The 5620-nt window shown below is 51.2% G+C and carries 2 tRNA genes and 3 rRNA genes; all 5 read right to left on the reverse strand.

Annotated elements, in window-relative coordinates:
* Positions 1-38: 38 nt before the first annotated feature.
* A 5S ribosomal RNA gene (gene rrf / locus HMPREF9371_RS10760) occupies positions 39-151 on the reverse strand.
* Between the two features lie 183 nt (positions 152-334).
* A 23S ribosomal RNA gene (locus HMPREF9371_RS10765) occupies positions 335-3300 on the reverse strand.
* A 333-nt stretch (positions 3301-3633) separates the two neighbouring features.
* A tRNA-Ala gene (locus HMPREF9371_RS10770) sits at positions 3634-3709 on the reverse strand.
* 7 nt (positions 3710-3716) lie between these two features.
* Positions 3717-3793, reverse strand: a tRNA-Ile gene (locus HMPREF9371_RS10775).
* A gap of 100 nt (positions 3794-3893) precedes the next feature.
* Positions 3894-5434: ribosomal RNA gene (locus HMPREF9371_RS10780) — 16S ribosomal RNA — on the reverse strand.
* Together the 16S, 23S and 5S rRNA genes with 2 tRNA genes alongside form the textbook arrangement of a ribosomal RNA operon.
* Positions 5435-5620: the final 186 nt, after the last annotated feature.

Consider the following 5620-nt stretch of genomic DNA (forward strand, 5'->3'; position numbering starts at 1 on the left):
AAAAGCCTCCTGCGGATGCAGGAGGCTTTATTGATGGGGTTTGGCGGTGACCTACTTTCACACGGGTATCCGTACTATCATCGGCGCTGAGTCGTTTCACGGTCCTGTTCGGGATGGGAAGGCGTGGGACCAACTCGCTATGGCCGCCAAACATAAACTGTCAAATTGGTAAGCCGTTATGAAGCGCTGCTTCACTTATTTATTGTTTAATCAACGGTGCGATGATGTGTCATCAAGTCTTATGTAAGCTTTTATCTTTTTATTACTTTGATTCGTTATGTTGGATATCTGTTTGCTGATATCCGATGTCCGAATCCAAAGTTCTTCAAATGATAGAGTCAAGCCTCACGAGCAATTAGTATCGGTTAGCTTCACGCATTGCTGCGCTTCCACACCCGACCTATCAACGTCCTGGTCTAGAACGACTCTTCAGGAGGGTCAAGCCCTCAGGGAAGTCTCATCTTCAGGCGAGTTTCGCGCTTAGATGCTTTCAGCGCTTATCTCTTCCGAACTTAGCTACCCGGCGATGCGACTGGCGTCACAACCGGTACACCAGAGGTTCGTCCACTCCGGTCCTCTCGTACTAGGAGCAGCCCCCGTCAAACTTCCAACGCCCACTGCAGATAGGGACCAAACTGTCTCACGACGTTTTAAACCCAGCTCACGTACCACTTTAAATGGCGAACAGCCATACCCTTGGGACCGACTACAGCCCCAGGATGTGATGAGCCGACATCGAGGTGCCAAACTCCGCCGTCGATATGAACTCTTGGGCGGAATCAGCCTGTTATCCCCGGAGTACCTTTTATCCGTTGAGCGATGGCCCTTCCATACAGAACCACCGGATCACTATGTCCTGCTTTCGCACCTGCTCGACTTGTCGGTCTCGCAGTTAAGCTACCTTTTGCCATTGCACTATCAGTCCGATTTCCGACCGGACCTAGGTAACCTTCGAACTCCTCCGTTACTCTTTGGGAGGAGACCGCCCCAGTCAAACTGCCTACCATGCACGGTCCCCGATCCGGATGACGGACCTGGGTTAGAACCTCAAAGACACCAGGGTGGTATTTCAAGGACGGCTCCACAGAAACTGGCGTCTCTGCTTCTAAGCCTCCCACCTATCCTACACAAGTGCCTTCAAAGTCCAATGCAAAGCTACAGTAAAGGTTCACGGGGTCTTTCCGTCTAGCAGCGGGGAGATTGCATCTTCACAACCATTTCAACTTCGCTGAGTCTCGGGAGGAGACAGTGTGGCCATCGTTACGCCATTCGTGCGGGTCGGAACTTACCCGACAAGGAATTTCGCTACCTTAGGACCGTTATAGTTACGGCCGCCGTTTACTGGGGCTTCGATCCGATGCTTGCACATCTTCAATTAACCTTCCAGCACCGGGCAGGCGTCACACCCTATACGTCCACTTTCGTGTTAGCAGAGTGCTGTGTTTTTAATAAACAGTCGCAGCCACCGATTCTCTGCGACCCTCCAAAGCTTACGCAGCAAGTGCTTCACCTCAGAGGGCATACCTTCTCCCGAAGTTACGGTATCAATTTGCCGAGTTCCTTCTCCCGAGTTCTCTCAAGCGCCTTAGAATTCTCATCCTGCCCACCTGTGTCGGTTTGCGGTACGGTTCTGATTCAACTGAAGCTTAGTGGCTTTTCCTGGAAGCGTGGTATCGGTTACTTCTTGTCCGTAGACAATCGTCATCACTTCTCGGTGTGATGAAGACCCGGATTTGCCTAAGTCTTCCACCTACCGGCTTAAACAAGCTATTCCAACAGCTTGCTAACCTAACCTTCTCCGTCCCCACATCGCATTGAATCAAAGTACGGGAATATTAACCCGTTTCCCATCGACTACGCATTTCTGCCTCGCCTTAGGGGCCGACTCACCCTACGCCGATGAACGTTGCGTAGGAAACCTTGGGCTTTCGGCGAGCGGGCTTTTCACCCGCTTTATCGCTACTCATGTCAACATTCGCACTTCTGATACCTCCAGCACACCTTACGATGCACCTTCTCAGGCCTACAGAACGCTCCCCTACCATGCGCGCTTCATTAAATAAACTCGACTTTAATGCATGCTTTCCGTCGCTTCGCTCCGGCAAGCTATCTGAATTCATTTAATGAAGCGCGCATCCGCAGCTTCGGTTACAGATTTGAGCCCCGTTACATCTTCCGCGCAGGACGACTCGACCAGTGAGCTATTACGCTTTCTTTAAATGATGGCTGCTTCTAAGCCAACATCCTGGCTGTCTGGGCCTTCCCACTTCGTTTACCACTTAATCTGTCATTTGGGACCTTAGCTGGCGGTCTGGGTTGTTTCCCTCTTGACAACGGACGTTAGCACCCGCTGTCTGTCTCCCATGATTGCACTTTCCGGTATTCTTAGTTTGCCATGGGTTGGTAAGTCGCAATGACCCCCTAGCCATAACAGTGCTTTACCCCCGGAAGTGATACATGAGGCACTACCTAAATAGTTTTCGGGGAGAACCAGCTATCTCCGAGTTTGTTTAGCCTTTCACCCCTATCCACAGCTCATCCCCGCATTTTGCAACATGCGTGGGTTCGGACCTCCAGTACCTGTTACGGCACCTTCATCCTGGCCATGGATAGATCACTCGGTTTCGGGTCTACACCCAGCAACTGATCGCCCTATTAAGACTCGGTTTCCCTGCGCCTCCCCTATCCGGTTAAGCTCGCTACTGAATGTAAGTCGTTGACCCATTATACAAAAGGTACGCAGTCACCCCATTAAGAGGCTCCCACTGTTTGTATGCATCAGGTTTCAGGTTCTATTTCACTCCCCTCCCGGGGTTCTTTTCGCCTTTCCCTCACGGTACTGGTTCACTATCGGTCGATGATGAGTATTTAGCCTTGGAGGATGGTCCCCCCCATCTTCAGACAGGATTTCACGTGTCCCGCCCTACTTGTCGTATACCTAGTACCACTGCTGGAATTTCGAATACGGGGCTATCACCCACTATGGCGGACGTTTCCAAGTCCTTCTTCTATCCCAACAGCTATCATATACAGGCTCCTCCGCGTTCGCTCGCCACTACTTGCGGAATCTCGGTTGATTTCTTTTCCTCCGGGTACTTAGATGGTTCAGTTCTCCGGGTTCGCTTCGCTTATCCTATGTATTCAGATAAGGATACCGTACAGAATACGGTGGGTTTCCCCATTCGGACATCACCGGATCATAGCTCTATTGCCAGCTCCCCGATGCTTTTCGCAGGCTTACACGTCCTTCGTCGCCTATCATCGCCAAGGCATCCACCTGATGCACTTATTCACTTGACTCTATCATTTGAAGAACCTGCTGACTTCGCTAAACCTTCCGTTGACAAGTCGGTTTAACTTAGACTCCCTACTTTGATAAAGCTTACTGCTTGTTGTGTGTTTGCCTGTGCCTTTTGTACTCACAGACAAACGATACAATCATCACCCAAATTACTGTGGTCTCACCCTTGCCTTTGCAGGCTGCCTGAAGACAAATGAATCGCTTCGGGCGGGTAAAACCAACATTGTCTTTGTTTGTTGATTTCGGCTTTCCAATTTGTTAAAGATCAATGCAATTCTTAATCGCAAATAAAAACCAGCTCTTCAAACTCGTTTTTATTTGCCATCAGCTTTTGGTGGAGGCAAACGGGATCGAACCGATGACCCCCTGCTTGCAAAGCAGGTGCTCTACCAACTGAGCTATGCCCCCAATCTCTTGGTGGGTCTGGCAGGACTTGAACCTGCGACCCCACGCTTATCAAGCGTGTGCTCTAACCAGCTGAGCTACAAACCCAGATTACTCCAACTTCGTCGGGTTCCCCCAACCAGTTTCGCATCTCTAATTCACAGTTTACCGATAAGTGTGAATGCACCAAGCCCCGTCTTTTCTCTAGAAAGGAGGTGATCCAGCCGCAGGTTCCCCTACGGCTACCTTGTTACGACTTCACCCCAGTCATGAAGCATACCGTGGTAAGCGGGCTCCTTGCGGTTACCCTACCTACTTCTGGTATCCCCCACTCCCATGGTGTGACGGGCGGTGTGTACAAGACCCGGGAACGTATTCACCGCAGTATGCTGACCTGCGATTACTAGCGATTCCGACTTCATGCACTCGAGTTGCAGAGTGCAATCCGGACTACGATCGGTTTTTTGGGATTGGCTCCGCCTCGCGGCTTGGCTACCCTCTGTACCGACCATTGTATGACGTGTGAAGCCCTGGTCATAAGGGCCATGAGGACTTGACGTCATCCCCACCTTCCTCCGGTTTGTCACCGGCAGTCTCATTAGAGTGCCCAACTAAATGATGGCAACTAATGACAAGGGTTGCGCTCGTTGCGGGACTTAACCCAACATCTCACGACACGAGCTGACGACAGCCATGCAGCACCTGTGTTACGGCTCCCGAAGGCACTCCTCCGTCTCTGGAGGATTCCGTACATGTCAAGACCAGGTAAGGTTCTTCGCGTTGCATCGAATTAATCCACATCATCCACCGCTTGTGCGGGTCCCCGTCAATTCCTTTGAGTTTTAATCTTGCGACCGTACTCCCCAGGCGGTCAATTTCACGCGTTAGCTACGCTACTAAGGTGTCAAGCACCCCAACAGCTAATTGACATCGTTTAGGGCGTGGACTACCAGGGTATCTAATCCTGTTTGCTACCCACGCTTTCGAGCATGAACGTCAGTATTATCCCAGGGGGCTGCCTTCGCCATCGGTATTCCTCCACATCTCTACGCATTTCACTGCTACACGTGGAATTCTACCCCCCTCTGACATACTCTAGCCTGCCAGTTCAGAACGCAGTTCCCAGGTTGAGCCCGGGGATTTCACATCCTGCTTAACAAACCGTCTGCGCTCGCTTTACGCCCAGTAATTCCGATTAACGCTCGCACCCTACGTATTACCGCGGCTGCTGGCACGTAGTTAGCCGGTGCTTATTCTTCAGGTACCGTCATCACTCCAGGGTATTAACCCAAAGCTTTTCTTCCCTGACAAAAGTCCTTTACAACCCGAAGGCCTTCTTCAGACACGCGGCATGGCTGGATCAGGCTTGCGCCCATTGTCCAAAATTCCCCACTGCTGCCTCCCGTAGGAGTCTGGGCCGTGTCTCAGTCCCAGTGTGGCGGATCATCCTCTCAGACCCGCTACTGATCGTCGCCTTGGTAGGCCTTTACCCCACCAACTAGCTAATCAGACATCGGCCGCTCGAATAGCGCGAGGTCCGAAGATCCCCCGCTTTCCTTCTCAAAGCGTATGCGGTATTAGCCATCCTTTCGGACAGTTATCCCCCACTACTCGGTACGTTCCGATGCGTTACTCACCCGTTCGCCACTCGCCACCCAAGAAGCAAGCTTCTCTGTGCTGCCGTCCGACTTGCATGTGTAAAGCATGCCGCCAGCGTTCAATCTGAGCCAGGATCAAACTCTTATGTTCAATCTCTAACTTAATAACTTCTGGTCTGCTTCAAAGAAACCGACACAATGTAGCCAATCTACATCTTGTCTGTTTTTGTCGCAGTGTGAGGCTCAATGCACTCACACTTATCGGTAATCTGTACTGTTAAAGAGCAAAATTTTTGCTGCCGAAGCAGCGAAGAAGGCGAACTATACGCCCCCAACC

It is taken from the genome of Neisseria shayeganii 871, from assembly GCF_000226875.1.
In the GTDB taxonomy this organism is placed as follows: Bacteria; Pseudomonadota; Gammaproteobacteria; order Burkholderiales; family Neisseriaceae; genus Eikenella; species Eikenella shayeganii.